Raw genomic sequence first — 22241 nt, 5'->3', positions numbered from 1 at the left:
TTATGTTTTTCAAAAGCGTTTATGACAATTTTTTTAAGAGTGGAGATAATGCATTTCTTCAAATTTTTGTGCATTACATTTTTAATGAATTAACCCTTATTTTATGATGATTTTTTGAAGAGTGTCGTGTAAATCTTTTGTGAATGGTATAAAGCTTATTGTATGCCTACGATCTTTAATTTAACAAAGGCGCAAGTTGGTAGCTTTTGTTCTCTTTATCAGTTTTCAAGATTCTAAAAATTTTTGTTACTTGAGATGGAAAAGGTATTTTTTTAGTTTTTTTGCCGTAGCAGAAAAAGAAAACCTCCTAACACACCAGCAGCTAAAATAAACCACGTGATTGCATAAACGAGATGATTATTTCGAAAATGAATAATCGTAAGACCAACGACAGGAAGGTTTGCTTGTGGGGTTGTTTTTCTGGCATCAATGAAATAAGGAGCAACAGTGGACAAACCAAGTTTTTGTGCCATAGCGGGGAGATCGCGCGTATACCATAAATTTTTGTCAGGATTATTTTTACGCGGGAAAAATCCATTTTTTTCACTCATGCGTAATAAACCTATAATCGTTGTTTGTTCTGTGTCCGTGGTAGAATTTTGCTGAGATGAAGCATTTTTATGTAATTGCTCTGAGTGTTGAAAATTGTTACGCTCATCCATAGGGATAAAACCACGGTTGATAAAGGTTAGTGTATTGTCTGTAGTTTGTAACGGAGTCAAAACCCAATAGCCCGTAGTATTTTGAGCGGCAGCAGTGACTAAAATATTTTTATCTGTTAAAAATTTTCCTGTGATAACAACAGGTTGATATTCATATTTTTCAAAAGTAACACCTGACCATTGATTTTTGGGAGGGGCTTTTATGGGGGGCAAGTGAACGCGCTGATTAGCACTGGTGATAAGATTTGTTTTCCAGTTTAACCGTTGCACTTGCCATATACCTAATGCACTGAAGAGAAGAAAAAAACAAATACATAAAGTTCCAAATAAAAAAGAAGAAAAACGGCAAGAATTTCCCTGAAGCTTTGTCATGGGGGGCTCTTTTTTTCTCATGATTTATGCTTCCTTTCGGGACAATAGGCTTTTATTCTAACATGGTATATATTTAAAAAAAACATTTTGTACGCTTTTTGGCGGAATTTGCACGTCTTATTGAGGAAAAAGATGAAAAATGAGCCAACAAGAGATGAAAAAGGTTTTATAAAAGACTTGACCTTTTGTTGTCGACCCCCTATTAGAAAGAAACTTCCCAATGATGCCCGTTCAAGGTTGCATTGCGCGTGTTTTGCGTTCATTGTGTCCTTTGGGTATGGGGATTTGAAAGTTTCTTAGAGTTTAAGGGTGAAGTTTATGTCTCGTGCATGTGAATTGACAGGGAAGACGGTTTTGTATGGTAATAATGTTAGCCATGCAAATAATAAGACTCGGCGTCGTTTTTTACCAAATCTTTGCAATGTGACATTGATTTCAGAGGTGTTACAGCAAAGTTATCGCTTGCGTATTTCAGCAAATGCATTGCGTTCTGTTGAGCACCGCGGTGGTCTTGATGGTTTTTTGATTAAAGCAGACGATAAAGAGTTGTCACAACGTGCGCGTTTGTTAAAACGCCAAATCGTTAAGAAAAAAGCTGAGCAAGAAGGTGAGCAGAAGGCTGAGCAGGCAGCGTAATTTTCAGCGTTATTGTTTTTGGCTTTTTTCTTTTTGATCGCGCTGTTTTATTGGTTCCATATCCTAGGTTAAAAAAAATGTCTTCAAGCGGTCCTTTATTAGAACAGCAAAAGAAAAGGTATGTTGTTTTTTCTATTTTTGCAATGTGCTTTGCTGTCACAGCTTCTAATATTTTAGTTCAATATCCTGTCTATTGGTTTGATTTGAATGAGCTGTTGACTTATGGGGCTTTTACTTATCCATTTGCTTTTCTAATCAATGATTTGACCAATCGCTTTTATGGGCCATCTGCGGCGCGGCGTGTGGTTTATGCTGGTTTTTTTGCGGGTGTCTTTGTTTCTTGGATATTGGCGACACCACGACTTGCTCTTGCTTCTAGTTTTGCATTTTTATTTGGGCAACTCCTTGATATTGTTGTTTTTACTCCTTTGCGACGTAAAACATGGTGGAAAGCACCTTTAGCAGCAGCGTTGGTTGGTTCGGCTTTGGATACAGTGTTGTTTTTTTCTCTTGCTTTTTCTAGCTTTTTTGCCGTTCTTGATAAGATAACAGGCTATGCTGATAGTTCATTGGTGGAGAGTACTGTTTTGGGAGGGATAGGCATGCCAGTTTGGCTCTCACTTGCTTTTGGCGATTTTTCGGTAAAAATTGTTATGAGTCTGTTGATGTTGATTCCTTATGGAACAATTCTTAACATCGTAAAGCTCCCTCTTTATCAAAGTCATTCAAAGGATAATTCTTCTTTTGTTTGTAATAAATAATGATTTTTATCTTTTTGTTTTACTGAAGGTGAAAGTCTAGGCATTATATTTTCTGTGAGAGCAGCATTTTAGAGCTATGTCTAGTGGAGATATTTTTCTATATACGTATATTTAAATATAATGAAATAACACAAGATCGAGGCAAAAACGGGTGATTATTCAGTCTTTTAATTTGAAGGGTACTCTGGGATATGGTTGTAAATGAAAAGTTCTAAGCAAAACTTTATCAGTCGCAATATAACCAGAAAGTAAAAACAAACTCATTATAATTTTTGAAGATGGTTGGAGCATTTCTTTTAGAATTCATAATGCATCCAGTAAAGTAGAAGCTTTCTTAAAGTTCGATATTCAATTTGTGGGATTATCTTCTCAGGTTGTTAGCCATCAAATTCCGATGGTTTAATGATAGAAATAATTTTTTAAAATGTAATCGTTGCTGATTCAAGGCAAGTTTATTTCTTATGAATATAAGTCCTTTTATCACTAAAAAGTATTTCTAATTGTTTTGTTATGGCATCGGCAAGTTCTTCAGCATTCATAATTGTTACAGCACGTTGATAATAACGTGTGACGTCATGACCAATTCCAATGGCAATAAGTTCGATAGGAGAATGTGTTTGGATTTCTTGAATCACTGCGCGTAAATGTTTTTCTAGATAATTGCTGGAATTGACCGATAGTGTCGAATCGTCAACAGGGGCACCATCAGAAATGACCATAAGAATGCGACGTTGTTCACGCCGTGATAAAAGGCGTTGATGAGCCCAAATCAGAGCTTCTCCGTCGATATTTTCTTTTAATAATCCTTCTTGCATCATCAAGCCTAAATTGCGTCGTGCGCGACGCCATGGGGTATCAGCACTTTTATAGATGATATGGCATAAATCATTGAGGCGTCCAGGATGATGAGTTTTATGTTGTGCGAGCCATTTTTCGCGTGACTTTCCCCCTTTCCAAGTTTTGGTAGTAAAACCTAAAATTTCAACTTTGACACCACAACGCTCAAGCGTTTGTGCCAAAATGTCCGTGCAACTTGCAGCAACGCTAATGGGGCGTCCGCGCATTGAGCCAGAATTATCAATGAGAAGTGAAACAACTGTGTCCCGAAATTGGGTGTTGCTTTCCATTTTAAAAGAAAGGGGTTGTGTTGGATCAATAATAAGGCGTGGAAGCCGTGCGGTATCGAGATATCCTTCCTCAAGGTCAAAGTTCCAGTTGCGATTTTGTTGTGCCATAAGACGGCGCTGAAGACGGTTTGCTAAACGTCCAACAATGTTTTGGAGATGATTGATTTGCTTATCAAGATAACGGCGTAAGTGATCTAACTCGTTTTCAGAACAAAAATCTGTTGCTTCCAAAATTTCATCAAATTGACGGGTGAAGATTTTATAATTGCCAAGTCTTTCCATTTGTTCCGAATCAGAAAAAAGGTGTTTGGGTCTGCTCGGCTTTTCTTGCCAAGGTCCATTTTTTTGTTCGCCGTCAGCTTGATCATTGTTGTTTGAGTGTGTCGCTTGTGTTTTTCCGTCGTCTTGCACATCACTTTCTTGTTCAGTGCTGGTTTTTTCTTCACTTTGAGCGCGTTTTTTGTTTTTACTTTCTTCTTTTGCTTGGTCTTGAGGTTCACATTCGTTTTTTAATTTTTTATTATTTTCACTATTAGAAGCTTCATCTTGTTGCACTGTCATTTTGAGTGTAACAAGCATTTGGCAAACGATCTGCGCAAAAGCCTTTTGGTTGTAAATATGATGTGGGAGTTCATTGAGTTGTGATGCTGCTTTTTGTTCGAGTTCTTGACGCCACAATTCTAAAACAGGACCCGCTTCTCTTGGAGCAGTGCGCTTTGTTATTTTTTCGCGCAATAAAAGTGCAATCGCTTCTTGGATGGGGGCTTCACTTTGGTCGCTAATTTTATGATAATGAGCTCTTTGGTATTTATCGGCGAGCATGATATCAAGGTTTTTTGCAAGTCCTTCCATGGCTAAAGTACCAATTGCTTCAACACGTGTTTGTTCGAGGGCATCAAAGACAGCACGTGCTTCTGATTCTAGTGGAGAAAATTGCATGTGAATGCGGTTGTCATGCCATGCTTTGCGCAGAGCCATGGAATCACCTAATCCGCGGGTAATGGTGATGGCTTTATTCGTTGCGTATTGAGGTAATTCTGGTAAACGCGCGCAACTTTCGCTTAAAGATGGTCGGTTATGACTAAAGGAAACTTCAAGGTTGTTTGTGCCTGCAATCGCACGCATACAGGTGGAAAGTGCTTTTTTAAAAGCTTCAGTATTAAGAGTGTTGTTGGAAGAATCTTTTGCCGGATTTTTGTTGTCGCCAATATCGGTAGCCATGAGTGACAGATTCCTTAAGGCGAAACACCATGAATGAGTGATTCGGGAAGCTCTTGTCCAAAGGCGCGTTGATAAAATTCTGCAACAGTGGCACGTTCGAGCTCATCACATTTATTGAGAAAGGTTAATCGGAAGGCAAAGCCGACATCTTGAAAAATTGTTGTATTTTCTGCCCAAGTAATGACGGTACGTGGACTCATGACAGTTGAAAGATCTCCATTGATAAAAGATTGGCGTACCATATCAGCAACATGAACCATTTGTGAAATTATCTTTTTTCCTTCAGTCGTTTGAAAGGATTTGACCTTTGAACAAATGATATTAACCTCTTTATCATGGGGTAAATAATTGAGTATTGTAACAATAGACCAGCGGTCCATTTGAGCTTGATTAATTTGTTGGGTACCATGATAGAGACCCGTTGTATCGCCAAGACCAATGGTGTTTGCCGTTGCAAAAAGACGAAACGCTGGATGGGGAGAGATGACACGGCTTTGATCAAGTAAGCTTAGTTTTCCAGAGGTTTCAAGAACGCGTTGGATAACAAACATAACATCGGGACGCCCCGCATCATATTCGTCGAAAACAAGAGCAATATTATTTTGATAAGCCCATGGCAAAATGCCTTCTTTAAATTCAGTGATTTGCAAACCATCTTTTAAAACGATAGCATCTTTTCCTACAAGATCGATACGACTTACATGACTATCGAGATTAATGCGAAGACAAGGCCAGTTAAGACGTGCAGCAACTTGTTCAATATGCGTTGATTTCCCTGTACCGTGATAGCCAGAAACCATTACACGGCGGTTAAAGGTAAAACCTGCGAGAATCGCTAAAGTTGTTTGCTGATCAAAAAGATAATCAGGATCGATATCAGGAACATGGGGACTTTTTGTGCTAAAAGCAGGGACTTTCAGATCTGTTTCAATATGAAATAGATCGCGAGCACAAAGTGTAATATCGGGCAAATTTTCAACGGTAATATTTGTCATTGTGTTTCTGGAAGGGAAAGGACGCTATTTATTCATGAGAAAACGATACAAGAGTTAGAGCATTTATGCAATGCTCTATAACGAGAGCTTTAGAGTTGAAGAAAGATCTCGCTTACTGTTCTATAACGTTTTACAAAAAATAATATCTTGTGTAAATCATCATAGTCTAAATGAAAATGGGTTCATATAAGCGCGTGTTTTTAGCACAAACCAGATTTTTTTAGCAAATTATAAGCATGCAAAACATCGCGAAAGCGCTCTTCTGAAGCACGGTTACCACCATTGGAATCGGGATGGTGTTTTTTTACCAACTCTTTATATTTCATTTTGATATCTTCTGCTGAAGCGTTTGCTTGTAACCCCAGTGTATCAAAAGCTTTCGCCTCTAAGGGTTTTAATTTCCGTGAGAAATTATTTTTTGAATGCCGCTCAGTAAAAAGCGTAAAAGGATCGCGCATACGATTTTGATAGGCCGCTGTTCCAGAGCGAATCTTTGCATAATTAGCGGCTGTTTTTTTCGATGTACCATTGCTCAGATCTGTAGGCCATGTTGGTCGATGTCCTGTAAGAGCATCCTTTTGGAATTTTGCAACATCTTTATTGCTAAGACCAGAGAAGTAATTAAAATTTTTGTTATAAGCGCGTACGTGTTCAATACAAAAATATAGATATTGCCCTTCGTGATTTCGTCCTGCTGGTGCTTTATGAGTTCCTGTTTTTTCACAACCTTCCCACTGACACTGTTGCGCTTCTGGCTCAGCTTTTTGTTTTTTATTTGAGCTTATGCGAATTGAATCGAATAATTTAGATGTTATTGTCATATTCTTGGTTTATGCAAAATTGATTAATTTTACAAGAATTGACTTTTGAAAAATTTGTTTTCACACTTATTTCTATTATGAAAAAGGTGTATTCTTGCACTTTTTGTTAAGGAATGAAAAATGTCTATAGAAACAATCATCAAGAGAAAGCTTCAGGATGCTTTTCATCCGCAGAAACTGGAAGTGATTAACGAAAGTCATCTTCATGAGGGGCATTCTCATAATGAACATGCTTTTGATGGTAAAGGAGAAACACATTTTCGAGTAAAAATTTTATCTTCCTCTTTTTCCAATATGACACGTGTAGAAATACATCGAGCGATTTATAAAGTTTTACAAGAAGAGTTAGCTACTTGTGTTCACGCTTTGGCACTTGAGGTTGAAACTCTTTAATTTTTTTGATGAGAAGCCTTTAAGAACGAGGATGTGCCTTTTGATAAATTTCTAACAAATGATCTGTATCGACATGGGTATAGGTTTGTGTGGTGGAAAGGCTAGTGTGTCCAAGAAGTTCTTGAATTGTGCGCAAATCTCCCCCCCGTGATAAAAGATGAGTGGCAAAAGAATGGCGTAGTGTATGAGGCGTGGCAGTTTCTGGTAAACCAAGGCTTGCACGTAAATTACGGACAGCTTTCTGAATAATGGCAGGCTGTAGGGGACCACCCCGCGCACCACGAAACATGGGTTGGTTGTCTATTAAAGGATATGGGCAACATTGAAGATAATTTTGTACGGCTTCGTAAACAATTTTTATGAGAGGAACAAGACGTGTTTTGCCCCCTTTTCCAGTTATAAATAAACTTGTTTTTTCAGGATCAGAAAATTGTTCTGGTGTGAGGCTTAAGGCTTCTGATATTCGCATTCCACAGCCATAAAGAAGCATGAGGACAGCAGCATTACGAGCGCTAATCCAAGGTTCATTTTCTAGCTGGTTTTCTTGTTTGACTATGTGAAGTGCTGATTTTATCGCTAAAGGTTTTGGGAGCAATTTGGGGTGTTTGGGGCTTCGGATAAGTTGAGCCGCGGGAACATTGACGATTCCTTCACGTGATAAGTATTTGAAAAAAGAACGGATGCCTGCCACCCCTCGGCTTAAAGAGCGCGCACTTACATTGTTTGTACGCCGATAAGCAAGATAAGCACGCAAGTCACTGATGCGTAAATGAGAAAGATCTGTAAGGGTTGGTGTATGGCTTAAGTGTTGACAGAGAAAAGACAAAAATTGCCGCGTATCACGTTCATAGGCTTGCACTGTTTGTGCCGACATACGACGTGTTTGAGTAAGACACTCTAACCAATTTTTCCTTGCGTTTAAAATTGCATGGTCTGCTGGAATGAGAGGAATATTTTTATCTTTTCTCTTGTCGTTTTTGATAGGCATTATCTAGTTGAGAGTTTCTTTCTTTTTAGATTTTTCATCGTTAGAATGACCATTCTTGTTTTGGGGTCGCTCTTCACGATTGATAAATTGCTTTTCACCTTTGAGAGAGAGTATTTTTAAAAGATTGTGCGTTGACATCAAATGCGCAAAAATTAATCCTAAAAAGCCATTTTTATGAAGTTTGGCAAGTTGGCTTGCTGATAGTTTATTCAATTTTTCTTCATCAACAACCCAAAAATGTTCTAATTGCGCTGAAAGACCTTTATCGTTTTTCACATTGATTGATTTTTGGCTTAGAAGATCCATTTCTACAAGGGCATCAATAAACTCAGAGGTTTTCTCCATAGCGATTTTAAAACTTTCAAGAAAACGAATACGTTCTTCCATAAAAGGAGAAATAGAGCCATCAGAATTAAAAAGTTCTGTTCCTGCAACTTCATTAAACATACCTGATTGTTGATCAAAGCAAACAGAAAGTTCTTTTTCATTGCTAATTTGTGCCAGAACAAAAGGATAGCGACGGACAAAAGCGGGAACATAAGTATTGACTTTCCAACTTTTATCAGAGGCGATGTAGTCATTTTCGTCATTAGAAAGACCGACAAGAGCCGCGGATGTGTAGTGCCGTTTTTTTTGTTCATCTTCGGCGCACATAAATAAAATAGGATAGTCTAGTGCGGCTTGAAAATATTCAGTACTTGCTAAAGGAACCCAGTGCGTATCTTTGGCAAAAGACATATCACTTGGAGGGGCAAATTTTAGATTTTTATGGGAAACTTTGTTGATTGGCGTGATGTCTTTGTAAAATAGCATAATATTTGCCATAAGACTTTCTCCTTTATTAATTTGTTTTTGTTACCAAGAAAGGTCTTTTAGAAGATTGTTTCATATGGCAACAAGATTGAATAGAAAACTATAAGATTGAAGGGTTCATTTTTGAGAGATAATATTTTTGCATGAAGTATAATAAAGAAAAGCTTAAAAATAAAGTCTATCTTGCCATTATTGGTATGCCTCATGGTATAAAGGGTGGTGTTCTTGTTAAAATTCTAAGTGCTGAGCCACAGCGTTTCAAGTCTTACAGCACTCTTTATGATGATATGGGGCGTTCTTATGAAATTGTAACTCTTCGCATACAAAAAAATAAGGCGATTGTACGTTTTAAAGGGATAGAAAATCGTAATGCGGCTGAGTCTTTAAAAGGTATTCGCCTTTATGTGACGCGTGATCAATTAATTGACGATTTGATGGAGGATGAGTTTTATCAGGTCGATTTAATAGGCTTGTGTGTTCAAGATTGTGGTGGAAAAACCTTAGGTGAAGTGTGTGGTTTTTTTAATTTCGGGGCTGGTGATTTGCTTGAAATACGTTTGAATACGGGCAAAAGAGCGCTCATTCCCTTTAGTAAGGCGGCGGTACCAGAAATTTGTATGAATTCTGGTTTTCTTGTTGTTGATCCCATGGCAGCTGGTTTAATTGACGGGGGAGACAATGATAAAAAGGAAATAGCTTGAATCTAAAAAAATAAAAAGTGGAAAATGTTAAGAATGCAAGTGATTCAAAATGGGATACTGGTGTTTTGATATTCTAAATATTGCTTGGATTTTTAGAGGGGGAGAGTAAAGATCTTTATTTTAAAGCGCGAGTATTGAAGAGAGGGATAGTATTGAATATGGCATAAGATAGCAGATAGAGGAGATTTAGATTAACGCTATAGCGTTATAATGTCTGCTTTGTGCTATTTTTACTATAAGAGTCTGTTTAAGAATAAGAAAATGAGGATGAAAAAATAAAAATGAAGTTTCAGGCGCGCGTTTTAACTCTTTATCCTGAAATGTTTCCTGGTTTTTTAGGGTATTCTTTAGCTGGGCAAGCTTTAGAGCGCGGAATTTGGTCACTGGAGACAGTGCAGATTAGGGATTTTGCGTTGGATAAACACCATAGCGTTGATGATACACCAGCTGGTGGGGGGGCTGGTATGGTGATGCGGGCGGATGTATTGGCGGCTGCACTTGATAGTTATCCAGAGGATTCGCCAAGATTGTTGATGAGTCCACGTGGGCGCCCTTTTGACCAAGCTTATGCGCATAGCTTGGCTCGTGATACGGGTGTAACGTTGGTTTGTGGACGTTTTGAAGGGGTTGATGAGCGAGTCATAGAAGCACGAGAATTAGAAGAAGTCTCTATTGGTGATTATATTCTTTCAGGGGGTGAAACAGCTGCATTGGTTATCTTAGATGCTATCATACGTCTTCTGCCTGGAGTGATGGGGAATGAAGCTTCTGCAAAGTGTGAAAGTTTTGAAAATGGCTTGCTGGAACATCCGCAATATACACGCCCTTCTCTTTTCGAAGGGCGGAGTATCCCGCCTGTGTTGCTCTCAGGTCATCACAAAGCGATCGCAGATTGGCGTCAAAGCCAAGCCGAATTGTTAACACGTCAACGTCGCCCTGATCTTTATGCGCGTTATGATAAAAATCATCAGAAAACTTGATTCATATGATAAGGTGGTGTATTGCATGGCTCTCTTTTTAGAGAGTTTTTTATAAAAGGTTTTCTGGTAGTTCCAAAATTAAAATGAAGGAATGGTGTATTCGCTCCTGTGTAAGACATAGCCTAAAGAGCTTCTTATTCTTAATAAAGGCTTTTTTGGTAAGAGTTGAGCGCTCTGACTGTTCGATAAAGAACATGAAGGATAAAAGAAATGAATATTATCGCACAACTTGAAGCTGAACAATGTGCAAAAATTGAAGAAAAGCGCCAATTTCCAGCCTTTAAGCCAGGAGATACAGTCCGGGTCATGGTGCGTGTGACGGAGGGTACGCGGACGCGTGTTCAGGCTTATGAAGGTGTTTGTATTGCACGTTCAGGCGGTGGGTTGAATGAGACCTTTACTGTACGCAAGATTTCTTATGGTGAAGGGGTGGAACGGGTGTTTCCTGTTTATTCTCCTTTGATTGAAGGTGTTGAGCTGGTGCGCCGTGGTAAAGTGCGCCGTGCAAAACTTTATTATCTTCGTGGTTTGAGAGGTAAAGCTGCGCGTATCGCTGAAAAGAGAGATTATCGGAAAAAAGCTGAAAAGGTTGTTGAGAAAGTAGAAGCAGCATCTGTCAGCACAGATGTTGAAAAGCAAGTTGCTGAGTAAAGATTATATCGGCTAAACTTTATGCAAAAGCGGCTTTTATGCCGCTTATTTATGTTTTTCCTGATTCGTTTTGTCATTTAAAAGGTTTGGAAGGGACATGAAAATGTTTAATCTATCAAATTTTGTCTCTTTTTATTCTTAATAATAGGTCAAATTTAAGATATCATTGCACATATTGTGGATACTCAAGAGTATCATTATAGTTTGAAAATGAAAATAATGCCTGTTTATATTTGAGAAAAGATGTTAGGCCTTTGACGTGAAGATAAAATTGTATTAGATTAAAACGAGTTTTGCGGATTATATCCGTGGAGTAATCGGTTTTTTTATGCGTGACCTTTAATCCGTTATTTGAGACAACCGACCTGTAATATTGGTATCTTGAGATGCCAAACAAGTAAAAACGAGATAATATATTTAGTCGTTTTATGCGGATTTTCTCGTTCATTGCGGTTGCAGTAAAACTAGGTCAGGATATTTTATGACAGAGATAACTAGGATAAAAGAACGCCCTCGTTCCCCTCATATAAGTATTTATCGTTGGACAATTACTATGGCTATGTCTATTGCGCATCGCATTACAGGTATGGCTCTTTATGTTGGAATGGTCTTTCTTGCTGTTTGGTTAATTGCTATTGCGTGTGGGGAGGAGGCATTCAGAACAGTTTATGAGATTTATGGTTCTTGGTTTGGATTGTGTATCTTGTTTCTTTATACTTTGGCAGGGGTTCATCACATGATTGGTGGTATGCGCCACATTGTTTGGGATGTGATGCCTTGCCTTTTGGCGAAAGAAAAGGCAACAGTCACTGCTTGGGCGACAGTGTTTGTTTCTCTTATTGTTACTTTTGCAATTTGGATTATTGGATATAGCGTTGTTTAGCTGGGGGCAGAAAGAGATATGAAAAAAGACTTTCGAACGGAACTTGGAAAAGTGCGGGGACATGGGAGTGCTCATGAAGGAACAGAGCATTTTTGGCTACAGCGTTTGACAGGATTTATCAATCTGCCGCTTTTGATATTTTTTATTGTTCTTATTCTTTCACTTGTGGGTAAAGACTATAATATTGTGCGTGCGCGGCTTGCACATCCTGTTGTGGCTATTTTGATGGGATTGATGACTTTTTCAGTCCTTTATCATATGAAACTTGGTATGCAGGTGGTGATTGAAGATTATGTTCCGCGTGAAGGTTTCCGGATATTCTTTTTGACATTAAATATTTTGTTTTGTTTTCTTATAGGTGGTGTCATTATTTTTTCTCTTTTGAAAATTGCATTAGGGGGTTAAACAAATATGGCGGATACAGGATCATCTCTGGGCGCTAAAGCAGGTAACGCCCCTTATCGCACTGTAGATCATAAATTTGATGTTGTTGTTGTTGGGGCAGGTGGTGCAGGATTACGTGCAACACTTGGTATGGCAGAGCAAGGATTAAAAACAGCTTGTATCACGAAGGTTTTTCCAACGCGCTCACACACGGTTGCAGCGCAAGGTGGTATTGCCGCATCACTTTCAAATATGGGACCTGACAATTGGCAGTGGCATTTATATGATACCGTGAAAGGTTCTGATTGGTTGGGTGATACCGATGCAATGGAGTATTTGGTGCGTAATGCACCTGCTGCTGTTTACGAATTAGAACATTATGGCGTTCCTTTTTCGCGGACGCAAGAAGGCAAAATTTATCAGCGTCCTTTTGGTGGACATACGACACAATTTGGTGAAGGTCCACCTGTTCAGCGTACTTGCGCAGCAGCTGATCGTACAGGACATGCTATTTTGCATACGCTTTATGGACAAAGCTTAAAGCATAACGCGCAATTTTTTATTGAATATTTTGCACTCGATCTCATCATGACGGATGGGGTTTGTACGGGGGTTGTGGCATGGAATCTCGATGATGGTACAATACATCGTTTTTCTGCTAAAATGGTTGTTCTTGCAACCGGTGGTTATGGACGCGCTTATTTTTCCGCGACATCGGCGCATACTTGTACGGGTGATGGTGGTGGAATGATCGCACGTGCTGGATTGCCACTTCAGGATATGGAGTTTGTGCAATTCCATCCTACAGGGATTTACGGTTCTGGCTGCTTAATTACAGAAGGAGCCCGTGGTGAAGGAGGCTATTTAATCAATTCTGAAGGTGAACGCTTTATGGAGCGCTATGCACCTTCCTTTAAGGATTTGGCTTCACGTGACTTGGTTTCGCGTTGTATCACACTTGAAATTCGTGAAGGGCGTGGTGTTGGACCTAAGAAGGACCATATTCATTTGGTTCTCAACCATATTGATCCTGCAATCTTGCACGAACGTTTACCAGGGATTTCGGAATCAGCACGGATCTTTGCCGGTGTGGATTTAACAAAAGAGCCTATCCCCATCTTGCCAACGGTTCATTATAATATGGGTGGGATTCCTACCAATTACTACGGGGAAGTTCTCAATCCAACGGCTGATTCGCCTGATCGTATTCAACCAGGGTTGATGGCGGTAGGAGAAGCGGGATGTGCTTCTGTTCATGGGGCTAATCGCTTGGGGTCAAACTCGTTGATTGATCTTGTGGTATTTGGTCGTGCTGCTGCCATTCGTGCGGGTGAAGTTATTGATCGGAATGCAGAAATTCCACCCCTTAATGAAGAAGCTGTTGACGAAATTATAGCGCGTTTTGATCGTTTACGTTTTGCACAAGGAGCGATACCAACAGCTCTATTGCGTGAAAAAATGCAACGCACGATGCAAGAAGATGCGGCTGTATTTCGTACAGAAGATTCTTTGAAACAAGGATGTCAACGGATGAATAAAATCTGGGGAGAATTGTCTGATCTCAAAGTCACAGATCGTTCTCTGATATGGAATTCTGATTTGGTTGAAACGTTAGAGCTTGAAAATCTCATGGTCAATGCAATCATGACTGTTCATTCTGCAGAAGCCCGTTTGGAAAGCCGTGGCGCTCATGCGCGTGAAGATTATCCAGAGCGTGATGATAAAAACTGGCGTAAACATACGCTTTCACATTTGTCAAAAGAGGGTAAGGTGACGTTATCATATCGACCTGTTCATGTGGACCCATTAACATCTGAAGCTGATGGTGGGATCGATTTAAAGCGCATTGCACCTAAAAAACGGGTTTATTAAGGGGAGAATGAAATATGGTACAAATTAAGCTTCCCAAAAATTCTCAAGTAAAACCGGGAAAGGTTTGGCCTAAACCTGAAGGTGCTACAAAACTGACGGAATTTCACGTGTATCGTTGGTCGCCTGATGATGAGGAAAATCCTCATCTAGATACTTATTATGTAGATCGTTCCGCTTGTGGTCCGATGATTCTTGATGGGCTTTTGTTTATTAAAAACCATATTGATCCCACTTTGACACTTCGTCGCTCTTGCCGTGAAGGCATCTGCGGTTCATGTGCGATGAATATTGATGGCGCCAATACATTGGCTTGTACCAAAGGTATGGATGATGTAAAACACCCCATTAAAGTTTATCCTTTGCCTTCTATGCCGGTTGTTAAAGATTTGGTTCCTGACTTGAAGCGCTTTTATGCGCAACACCGAGTTATTGAGCCTTGGTTACAAACAGTTTCTCCTGAACCTGCAAAAGAATGGTTACAAAGTTACACTGATCGCCAAAAAATCGATGGCCTTTATGAGTGTATTTTGTGTGCATGTTGTCAGACTTCATGTCCAAGTTATTGGTGGAACGGTGATCGTTATTTGGGTCCTGCTGTTTTGCTTCAAGCTTATCGCTGGATTGCGGATTCACGTGATGAGATGTGTGGTGAACGTCTTGATAATTTAGAAGATCCTTTCCGCCTTTATCGTTGCCATACGATTATGAATTGTGCGCAAACTTGTCCAAAGGGATTAAATCCGGCCAAGGCAATTGCTGAAATTAAAAAACTCATGGTTGAACGCCGCCTTTGAAAATTGACTGATTGAGGAAAATAAAGTGCAAGGGAGAGAATTGTGCGTGCTTTTAGAAATTAAAACTCTAAAAGCACAATGGTTGCTTTATGAGGGATCAGTAGCTATAATAGTCTAAAAAATGAAGTAACCCTTATAGAAGAAATCCTTGCAATGGCTGAGATTAAGAAAATTGATGGCTGAGTGTTGTCTTCGAAAATTGACCAATTGATGAACAGTAAAGTGAAAAACAGAAAATTGCGTGTTTTTTTGTGCCTCTTGAGGTTTAATCTTTAAAAGTCTATTGGCTTCCATGAGGTGGTCAACATCGTTGTTATTGCCTTTAAAAATACAGTAGTCTTTCAGATAAATAAAGACTTCAAGAAAAATAACATTCTCTATAAAAATAATAAAACCAATATGCCATGTGTTTTTATTTTCATTAAATTCATATCAAAATTCGCATTTTAATGCATAATTCAATTAAGCATTTTTTATAAAAATGGTTACCCTGCTCTAAATAGAGCACAAAAAATAAATTCTGATGCAAATATTAATAACGCATGTAAGTATTCAAATAAAATACAAAGTAGTGACCATTATGACAGTTCTTAATTTTACAATACATTTATTATAATATTACAATATCGGAAATATTGTTGATATTCAGGGATTGGGAGTTTTTGATAATATCATTATATATATCTAAAGATCATATTTTATTTTAAGGATTGGTTTGTTAATCGCATAAAAAAACAAAATTTATAATTCTTGAAGGAGAGTGTAAAATCTTTATGGATTATAGCGATAGATTATACAATTAAGAATACAAAAATTTAAAATTGTTATAACGTCATCAGTTTAAATTCATTAAAGAGCCATAAAAGGCTTTAAATATCGAATTTATAGGTTTTTCTAAAAATTTAGAAATCGGTAGTAGGGATTTTAATGTATTGTGAATATGGAATGAGCGCTGTTTATAGGTTGGTTTGAGTTGAATGAATTCAATTATCAAAGAAAAAGTGTTTTATTTTGATGAACTTCGTAGATGCTGATTTTATATGTTCTTATCTATGAAAATAGAGATTTTTAGGTTTAATTCCTCTTTTTTATATTACTGAATTTCATTTTTGTTTGCATGTATTGCTGAAGCAATTTGTTTAGGCAGTAAAAGTGCTTTTTTATTTTTCAGTATAGAGATATTTCTTAACATGAAAGAGAGGTCTACAAATATTAATGGTGTAATCAGTTATTGTTTGGGGAGGTGTTCTATTGTGCTGTAAAATACCCTTATTTGAGGAGAGGTGATTAAAGTGGTTAAAAGGTGGAGCCTGTTTAGGCAAAGAGGCAGATTGTTTACAGATTGGTGCGGGGTAAGAAGCTTCGTCCTTTGAGGTGGTGAGAGGTAGAAATTCTGTTAGCCAATTAAGTAAATTAGAGCGAAATACATGCGGGTAGGTATTAAGCCCAGCCTGTTGCATATATTGAGCCATACAATTTGCAGCAAGCGTATCAGGATGGGTTGCAGAAAAAAAGAAATCATTGTGAGACAGTGGATGCGCTTGAGAGGCGCTTGTTTCAAAATTTCTAATATCTCTATTGACTAAAGAGACACGAAATTCTGTTGTAGAATCACACCTTTCTTTCATATTTTCAAGCCAAGAATTGTCCATATATCATTATCAACTTGATCTTTATGAATATGACGCAAAGGATGTGTAAGAACGCTTGTAAGAATAAGCAAGCGCTAAGCTAGTTGTGTCATGGTTGTTGTTTTGCAGAGTGTTTGATAAAAAGCAGGCACATTTTTTCAATTCATCGCTGGTAAATTTTGCGCTTTATGGTATTGTTTCTCTAAGAGCGCGCGTGTTTTTTCTGTTGCTTGTAAATCAACATTCGATCCCAATGCAGCAGCGTATTTGAGACAAAGATTAAGGCAAAAGAGAGCTTTATCAGTAGTTCCATCTTTTATATTGGCAGATGGGGAGGGGGTATTGCGTATCTTTGTTGGCGTAATCTTTGAAATTGGTATACAGCCTCATTGGGGGAGAATATAAAGTCGTAAAAGTGCAAATCAATTTCCAACTTTTCCATCATCTTTCAATTAGCTTTACGACTTTCAAAAGTATCTAAAGCAATATCTTTTAAATAATAAAGATTGCTTATCGCCTTACACTTTTGTTTATTGCGTTCTTTAATGAGGTCACGACCTTTATGCAAAACAGAACGCCCCAAATCAAATACACTTGGGTTGCAGTTTCACGGGCTTTTTTGAAGAAATATTTCTCAATGTTTTCAAGCCCATTTCACGACGTCGTTCGTGAATGGTATAACGATAAAGCCATTGAGTACTCCCATCTTTACGCTTATGAAGGAGAAAGCTGGCACTATCATTGACTGTGCTAGATTCCCAATGTTGCGCAGCCCTTGGCACTTTAAACGGTTCATAAGGGGCATTTTTAGTCCTTTTTTCTATAGTTTTTATTCATACACCCGCTCTGCTTGTGATGTGTGCAAGAAAGTGATTTTGATTGATTCAACATAGAAAGATTTGAAATGAGAGAACCTTACGATGTTAGAGTTTCTCATTTGATATGCAAAACAATGAACTATCATTATAAATCAATATTATGTGGTTTAAAAAGTGGGATTATAGATTTGTGCTTGTAGGAATTTTCGTTCTTTGAGGTGCAGAAAAGAGAGTAGAAATATTCAGAGTAGCGCTTATTTGTATATTTTATGGGCATCGTTCTTTAGGGTGGGGATATGCACCACGTTTATGGTTAGCAAGGCTTTCTTAAGAGAAATTTGATTGTTTACAAATTGGTAGAGGTTAATTAAAAATTTTGCTTCGTCCGTGGAAGAAGTTGATATGCTACTATACTTTATCGAATGGAATGTGATTTATGAATGCTAAATCGAAATGATAGTATATTTGTATTAGGTTTTTTGTGTCTGAAGATTGTTTGATTAAAAAACATATTTATTGATTATTTGAAAATAGAACTTAGAATTTTTAAATGATAAGCCCTTATCTTTAAGACGATAATTATTCGTGATAAAAGTATCTGTGTCACTTAGCTTTCTTTGATAGGCGAATTAAGATTCATTTTTTCTTTCACATCAAACACATATTTTCAAAAGATAAATGGAAAAAATTATCAAAAGTAAGAGAATTGAGAAAGAACTTTATGTGTGATTTTGTTTTCTCGTGGCATTGTTGTCTCTTAATTTTTTCTTCTTTTGTTCATTAAAAATGTAGAGAATGTATTGAAAAAGCAAAGAGAAGAGGGGGATGAAATAAAAAGCCGTAACCAATTGTTACGGCTTTTTTTGTCTGTGTGATATTATCGAGAGCAGAATCTCCTTTAAGCGATTTTTGATTTAGCAAAAATCGGGTCGTAAAAAACTTCAGAGAGTTTTCTATCTTTAAAGAACAATACTACGTCAACTGTTGTGTAGAGAACGATTTTTATCATTTCTAAATCGAGTTGGCGGCCTACTTCTGATCTTTTAATCAAGGTAGCGCATCGTTCAAATGTCTGCAAAGCGCTGTTGGCATGCGTTGTTGTAATCGATCCGGGATGACCTGTGTTGAGCGAATTGAGATATTCCCATGCTTCATTGCCTCGTAATTCAGCGAGAAAAATTCTGTCAGGCGATTGACGCATACACGCATCTAGACATTCTTCAGCTGAAACACGGCCTACATTGTTGCCATAAATCATATGTACATGATTGGGATGATTGGGTAGAAAAAGTTCATGGACATCTTCAATTGTGATGATACGCTCTTCTGCAGGGACCTTTTCAATGAGTGAGCGGGCAAATGTTGTTTTACCAGATCCTGTCTTGCCTGCGATGATAATGTTGCGTTTGTGTTGTACGCATTCTTCCAGAAATTCAAGAATTTTTCCATCACGTTTACGTTGCAAGAGCTGAACTTCAAATGGTTCCAACCGTGTGAAGTCCTGTTTCGATAACAAGTTATTTGCTTCTTTTTCCGTAGGCTTATTAAAACTTACGTCAGAGAAATTATCAAACGCACCTGCTTCTTTGAGTTCTTCTAACGTTTTAACTATAAGAGAATGTTTACGAATTACAAAGGAAAGAGCACCATCAATGACAGCTGGTGTTTGTATAATTGTACCACGTTGTCCACCAGGCAATAGCACATAATTAATACTTTTAGGAGCCATACCATTATAAACAATAATAGCTGTAATAAGCGTTTGCAAAAAAGCGGTTGTTAACTCTGGTACGCTATGTACCTGCCAACCCTGAAAGCTTTTCGTCCATACTTCACAGGGGCGGCAGATCGATAATTCAATGATCTCCGGATCTTCTAAGAAACGATCAAGCGGTTGCAAAAGTTGAGAAACTGCTTGATCTTTCTGTATTGGTTTAACGTGTGACGAGACTGTAGACATCGCTGAAATCCAGATCACGAGCAACAAAAATATTTACTCGCTCGCCTTGGTTTTTATAAAGTGTTGGTGCAATATTGATGGAATTTTGAATAACATCGGTTACTATCGATTCAGCATTCTGAACACCTTGAGACTGAACACCTTGAGGTTGTGCATTTTCTTTATTCTCTTTGCTATTTTTATTAATTTTACCTTTTACCCATTCTCCTAAATCGCCGATGATGCTTACCATAATCGCACCGCCAAATCGCTCCCAAAAGTGCCTATCTATCCAGCCGCCAATACCTGCTTCACCAAGAGGACCTGTGCCGGGTGAGTCAAGATTGACAACAACACCAGAAGGCGTTTCAATGCGTAACCATTGCACAAATACACGTGTTTGTCCTTGTTGTATGCCGCTTTGGTAAAAACCAACAACTTTAGAACCACGGTCGAGCAAAACAACACGACCACTTGTGGAATAAATATCACGTGTTAAATGACATGTTGTCATGCCCGGTTGTGATGTGATGATCTTTGTTTCTAACGTGCAATCTATTTGTGTTCCTTGCGTAATCAAGAGGTCACGATTACGAAGTTGCATCGCTTGTGATTGACCTAAACGTACTGGTTGGAGATGGTCGAATAATGCGCCATTTCCATCATCATTCGATGTTCTTTTTGTCTCTGTAGATCCTTCGCTACCACCACTGTTAAGACCAGAACTGAGCATACGTTTGCGTGCTAATTCTTCAGAATCTCTGAGAAGATGTGGGGGAATGGTTGTTTGGAGAAGCTTACTCAAGGCTGGTGAAATATCCAAAGCTGAGCTTTCTGTTTGTGTTGGTTTCTCTGGTTCTTCTATAAGCTTTGGCTCTTCTATAATTCGGGGGGTATAGCTTGGTATAATTTGCTGTACTGTTTGTTGCGGCTTCTCCTCCTCCTCTTCTACGGTATCACGCATTTTAAAAGCTTTCCACGTCAAAGCAATCGGTACCGCTACTATGACAATAAGTCCTACCACTAATAATGCACGGGTACCTGGAATTGTCGGACGACGTTCAGAGCCTAGTTCCGACCCTCCATATGTATTTTCAACATGTCTCTGCTCTGCATTGTCCAGTTTTATATCTTTTTCATCTCCTTTCTTATTGTCAAACATTATTTTCCTCCTTTATTAATACGATGAACCACTGAAGATATTGTTCCAGTTGTATTTGGTATACCATTGGGGTCATAGGCTTCATTGAAAACAGCTAGAGCGCGTTTACCAAGTCGTATAAGCCACTTAGGATTGATTTTATGAACGGCGATAATATCATTAGAACTACCGACAACAGTGCGTGGTATTAAACTTTCATTCCCTTCAGCGTCTACGACATAAATCGATGGCATATCCATGTTAGCGGGAAATTTAAAGTAAGTAATACGCCCATTGTCCCAAGCATTTATCGGAGCAATATCTTGGTGACCACTCATAGTATAACTGAGATTATAGCCTCTTACGTTTTGGTGGAAACCACGTTCAATCGCAAGGCGCTGGCTGTTTTCTTCTGATTTATTATTATTTGAATCGGGATAATGGAAAGCCAATTCATAGGTCGATCCCGCACGATCATTTCGAAATTGTAGTCGGAATTTGTAGCTGCGTTTGTCAGTTACAACAATGAGATTGGTATTGGCAAGTTCTGCTTTCGGCTTAATAAAAATATGTTTCCCTTTATGAGCAAAGGCATAGGCTTCTGAATCACCAAAAGCATGAGTGATATACTGTTCACCTTCTTCAAGAATGATATGTGTTGCTACACCAAGAACCGTTTCAATTTGAACCACATCGGCTTCATTATATGTTATATAGCGAATGCGATGATCATATTGTGAATTTGATGGGCTTTTGAGTGCCTGCACAGGTACTGTATAAAGAGAAGAAAACAAATATAATAGAACAATGAATGCAAGTTTTTTCATAATAATCAATTCCTTAATCATTCAACAGGATTTCCGGATCAGAACGGTAACTTGTCACTTGAAAACCAAGGGGGTTAAGCAATCGATCAGATGATTTCATGGGTGCACCGACATAGGTGTAGCCAATTGTTGCGATCTGGTGTTGTTTTGGTCCAGTTGCACCGTTGCTGTCATGTTGTTGCGTCGTAAAACGTACAGTTGCTTGACCGTGACCATTGGGTTGGATTGATCGTACTTTAACTGTGATACGTGCTTTGTTAGACAGCACTTTGTCCCGCCCATTTTCTCCTTCATAAATTTTATAATATTCTTGTTGAACAGCTGCTGCGCTTAAAAGTGCTGTTGTATCATAGTTCAATTGAATGGTATCGTAGTCGTAAATTTCACGGTTCAGTACATATTGGTTGAGCCAATATCTGTCTACAACTTCACCATAGCTGGTTTCATGCTCGCGCATGATCGAGATAACATCAACAGCACCCGTTGTATTATCAACGCGTAATACTAAAGGAGTTGGAGCTGGTTGGGAAAATCCAACGACTCCACATATCATACCGAATAAGCCAAAAAGACCAACAGCACCCGCTACACGCCATGCCGTCCTACGCGATCTTATAAATTCATTTATGAGATCACGTTCTAAACCCCGACTTTCTTCGTAATAACTGTTAAGTTGTTCGGCTTTCACTGGTTTTATTTGTTTTGTTTTCATATGTTTGCTCGCTTGATTTCGGCAGGGATTGTTTTATTAACTGGTATGCGGTTCCTATCACTTGGTTGCTTTAGTTTTGGTGCTAACGCACAAGCAGACAAAAGATTCATAATTAAAAT

General features: G+C 38.4%; 21 protein-coding genes and 2 pseudogenes. 11 read left to right on the top strand and 12 right to left on the bottom strand.

The window, feature by feature from the left end:
- Nucleotides 1–272: 272 nt before the first annotated feature.
- Nucleotides 273–1055: an SURF1 family protein gene (locus ACFIKI_RS00115; protein ID WP_375664977.1), complete on the bottom strand. Its 783-nt coding sequence runs from the start codon at nt 1053–1055 to the stop codon at nt 273–275.
- A 297-nt stretch (nt 1056–1352) separates the two neighbouring features.
- Here ACFIKI_RS00115 and rpmB point away from each other — a divergent pair, with 297 nt between their 5' ends.
- The 3 genes and pseudogenes from rpmB to ACFIKI_RS00100 form a co-directional block, all read left to right on the top strand.
- The gene (gene rpmB, locus ACFIKI_RS00110; RefSeq protein WP_375633587.1) at nt 1353–1670 is read left to right on the top strand and encodes a 50S ribosomal protein L28; all 318 of its coding nucleotides are present in this window, start codon (nt 1353–1355) and stop codon (nt 1668–1670) included.
- A 77-nt stretch (nt 1671–1747) separates the two neighbouring features.
- On the top strand, nt 1748–2431 hold the full coding sequence (locus ACFIKI_RS00105; RefSeq protein ID WP_375664975.1) for a VUT family protein: 684 nt from the start codon (nt 1748–1750) through the stop codon (nt 2429–2431).
- A gap of 253 nt (nt 2432–2684) precedes the next feature.
- Nucleotides 2685–2834 (top strand): annotated as a pseudogene (locus tag ACFIKI_RS00100) (HaeIII family restriction endonuclease); the annotation flags it as partial.
- A gap of 49 nt (nt 2835–2883) precedes the next feature.
- Here the strand turns inward: ACFIKI_RS00100 and cobT are convergent.
- The 3 genes from cobT to ACFIKI_RS00085 form a co-directional block, all read right to left on the bottom strand.
- Entirely contained in the window at nt 2884–4779 is a 1896-nt protein-coding gene (gene cobT, locus ACFIKI_RS00095) for a cobaltochelatase subunit CobT (RefSeq protein WP_375664972.1), read from the bottom strand.
- 14 nt (nt 4780–4793) lie between these two features.
- Entirely contained in the window at nt 4794–5774 is a 981-nt protein-coding gene (gene cobS, locus ACFIKI_RS00090) for a cobaltochelatase subunit CobS (RefSeq protein ID WP_375664970.1), read from the bottom strand.
- A 200-nt stretch (nt 5775–5974) separates the two neighbouring features.
- On the bottom strand, nt 5975–6595 hold the full coding sequence (locus ACFIKI_RS00085; RefSeq protein WP_375664968.1) for a J domain-containing protein: 621 nt from the start codon (nt 6593–6595) through the stop codon (nt 5975–5977).
- A gap of 120 nt (nt 6596–6715) precedes the next feature.
- On the opposite strand from ACFIKI_RS00085, the gene ACFIKI_RS00080 reads away from it, so the two are divergent.
- Nucleotides 6716–6988 (top strand): BolA family protein, encoded by a 273-nt coding sequence (locus ACFIKI_RS00080; protein ID WP_375664966.1) that lies wholly within the window; start codon nt 6716–6718, stop codon nt 6986–6988.
- Nucleotides 6989–7007: 19 nt separating this feature from the next.
- Here ACFIKI_RS00080 and ACFIKI_RS00075 read toward each other — a convergent pair whose 3' ends face one another.
- Together ACFIKI_RS00075 and ACFIKI_RS00070 are read right to left on the bottom strand one after the other, a co-directional pair.
- Nucleotides 7008–7976: a tyrosine recombinase XerC gene (locus tag ACFIKI_RS00075; protein ID WP_375664964.1), complete on the bottom strand. Its 969-nt coding sequence runs from the start codon at nt 7974–7976 to the stop codon at nt 7008–7010.
- A 3-nt stretch (nt 7977–7979) separates the two neighbouring features.
- Nucleotides 7980–8801, bottom strand: coding sequence for a SapC family protein (locus tag ACFIKI_RS00070; protein WP_375664962.1), 822 nt, complete (start codon nt 8799–8801; stop codon nt 7980–7982).
- A gap of 131 nt (nt 8802–8932) precedes the next feature.
- On the opposite strand from ACFIKI_RS00070, the gene rimM reads away from it, so the two are divergent.
- The 7 genes from rimM (at nt 8933) to ACFIKI_RS00035 (ending at nt 15054) form a co-directional block, all read left to right on the top strand.
- The gene (gene rimM / locus ACFIKI_RS00065; protein ID WP_375664960.1) at nt 8933–9490 is read left to right on the top strand and encodes a ribosome maturation factor RimM; all 558 of its coding nucleotides are present in this window, start codon (nt 8933–8935) and stop codon (nt 9488–9490) included.
- A gap of 281 nt (nt 9491–9771) precedes the next feature.
- Complete coding sequence (trmD, locus tag ACFIKI_RS00060; protein WP_375664958.1) at nt 9772–10470, top strand: tRNA (guanosine(37)-N1)-methyltransferase TrmD; 699 nt, start codon at nt 9772–9774, stop codon at nt 10468–10470.
- Nucleotides 10471–10680: 210 nt separating this feature from the next.
- Complete coding sequence (gene rplS / locus ACFIKI_RS00055; protein WP_375664956.1) at nt 10681–11121, top strand: 50S ribosomal protein L19; 441 nt, start codon at nt 10681–10683, stop codon at nt 11119–11121.
- A 481-nt stretch (nt 11122–11602) separates the two neighbouring features.
- Nucleotides 11603–12004, top strand: coding sequence for a succinate dehydrogenase, cytochrome b556 subunit (gene sdhC / locus ACFIKI_RS00050; protein WP_375664954.1), 402 nt, complete (start codon nt 11603–11605; stop codon nt 12002–12004).
- Nucleotides 12005–12022: 18 nt separating this feature from the next.
- Nucleotides 12023–12409: a succinate dehydrogenase, hydrophobic membrane anchor protein gene (gene sdhD / locus ACFIKI_RS00045; protein ID WP_375664952.1), complete on the top strand. Its 387-nt coding sequence runs from the start codon at nt 12023–12025 to the stop codon at nt 12407–12409.
- Nucleotides 12410–12415: 6 nt separating this feature from the next.
- Nucleotides 12416–14260 carry a succinate dehydrogenase flavoprotein subunit gene (gene sdhA / locus ACFIKI_RS00040; protein ID WP_375664950.1) on the top strand — a complete coding sequence of 615 codons (1845 nt, stop codon included), beginning with the start codon at nt 12416–12418 and terminating at the stop codon, nt 14258–14260.
- A 14-nt stretch (nt 14261–14274) separates the two neighbouring features.
- Nucleotides 14275–15054, top strand: a complete 780-nt coding sequence (locus tag ACFIKI_RS00035) for a succinate dehydrogenase iron-sulfur subunit (RefSeq protein WP_375664948.1) — start codon at nt 14275–14277, stop codon at nt 15052–15054.
- Nucleotides 15055–16445: 1391 nt separating this feature from the next.
- Here ACFIKI_RS00035 and ACFIKI_RS00030 read toward each other — a convergent pair.
- From ACFIKI_RS00030 to ACFIKI_RS00005, 6 genes and pseudogenes are all read right to left on the bottom strand, one after another.
- Nucleotides 16446–17490 (bottom strand): annotated as a pseudogene (locus ACFIKI_RS00030) (integrase); the annotation flags it as partial.
- 911 nt (nt 17491–18401) lie between these two features.
- Nucleotides 18402–19463: a P-type DNA transfer ATPase VirB11 gene (gene virB11 / locus ACFIKI_RS00025; protein WP_375664946.1), complete on the bottom strand. Its 1062-nt coding sequence runs from the start codon at nt 19461–19463 to the stop codon at nt 18402–18404.
- The gene (gene virB10 / locus ACFIKI_RS00020; RefSeq protein ID WP_375664944.1) at nt 19438–20604 is read right to left on the bottom strand and encodes a type IV secretion system protein VirB10; all 1167 of its coding nucleotides are present in this window, start codon (nt 20602–20604) and stop codon (nt 19438–19440) included. Before virB10 ends, virB11 begins: the two co-directional genes overlap by 26 nt.
- On the bottom strand, nt 20604–21410 hold the full coding sequence (gene virB9 / locus ACFIKI_RS00015) for a P-type conjugative transfer protein VirB9 (RefSeq protein WP_375664942.1): 807 nt from the start codon (nt 21408–21410) through the stop codon (nt 20604–20606). Before virB9 ends, virB10 begins: the two co-directional genes overlap by 1 nt.
- Nucleotides 21411–21423: 13 nt before the next feature.
- Nucleotides 21424–22122 carry a virB8 family protein gene (locus ACFIKI_RS00010; protein WP_375664940.1) on the bottom strand — a complete coding sequence of 233 codons (699 nt, stop codon included), beginning with the start codon at nt 22120–22122 and terminating at the stop codon, nt 21424–21426.
- Nucleotides 22119–22241, bottom strand: a 123-nt coding sequence (locus ACFIKI_RS00005) for a TrwH protein (RefSeq protein WP_375665328.1), incomplete at its 5' end; no start/stop codon positions are given. The genes ACFIKI_RS00010 and ACFIKI_RS00005, both read right to left, overlap by 4 nt.

Source organism: Bartonella sp. TT121SHDZB, from assembly GCF_042193415.1.
Classification (GTDB): domain Bacteria; phylum Pseudomonadota; class Alphaproteobacteria; order Rhizobiales; family Rhizobiaceae; genus Bartonella.
The sequence above is the reverse complement of the archived record's forward strand: the minus strand, read 5'-3'. Positions and strand labels throughout refer to the sequence as shown.